The organism is Aliiruegeria sabulilitoris (genome assembly GCF_001558155.1).
Lineage (GTDB): Bacteria > Pseudomonadota > Alphaproteobacteria > Rhodobacterales > Rhodobacteraceae > Tropicimonas > Tropicimonas sabulilitoris.
In genome coordinates, this window is record NZ_LOAS01000125.1 from 1 (window position 1) to 543 (window position 543).

1 protein-coding gene is annotated in these 543 nt (G+C 61.0%); it reads right to left on the bottom strand.

The annotated features are described in order from the left end of the window. Window positions 1-56: 56 nt before the first annotated feature. A complete protein-coding gene (locus tag AX756_RS24830; protein ID WP_068318573.1) occupies window positions 57-374 on the bottom strand; it encodes a VOC family protein in 318 nt (105 codons plus the stop codon). Window positions 375-543 lie beyond the last annotated feature (169 nt).

The window sequence follows — 543 nt, forward strand, 5'->3', positions numbered from 1 at the left end:
GGATCGTTGATGAACTTCTTCATCGCCATGTTCGTATTCCTTGTTGCTTGCAGCGCTCAGCCCTTGGCGACCGACATGAACTCGATCGGCATGCCGTCCTCGATCACGAAGCCCACTCGGGTGCCGGGGCCGGGCTCGAAGGGCTCCATCAAGAGCTCCTTGCCCGCCATCGCGGCATCGACGTCATCGACCAGGTAGGCGATATGCGCTTCGGTCTTGAGCAGGTCGGGAAGCGGGCTGCCCTCCTCGAACCGAAGCCACTCGATCCGCGCGACACTGTCGTCGGGATTGGTGACGAACAGCTTCGCATCGGCCATGTGGTTTTCCTTCGGACGCTCCAGCGCCGTCGGGATCCCGATGTGGTGAAATTCCATTCTCTCGCTCCTCACTTCGCACAAGCCAGTGTCGCGAGACGAAAGAACCCGCCCGCTGGCGCAAGCCGCCGCGGCTGTTCCCGCCGTCACTGACCGGTGAACCTCCTGTGCGCGAGTCTCCATGACCCCGCACCAAAAGAGCTATCATATGTCATGACAAACGTCCACA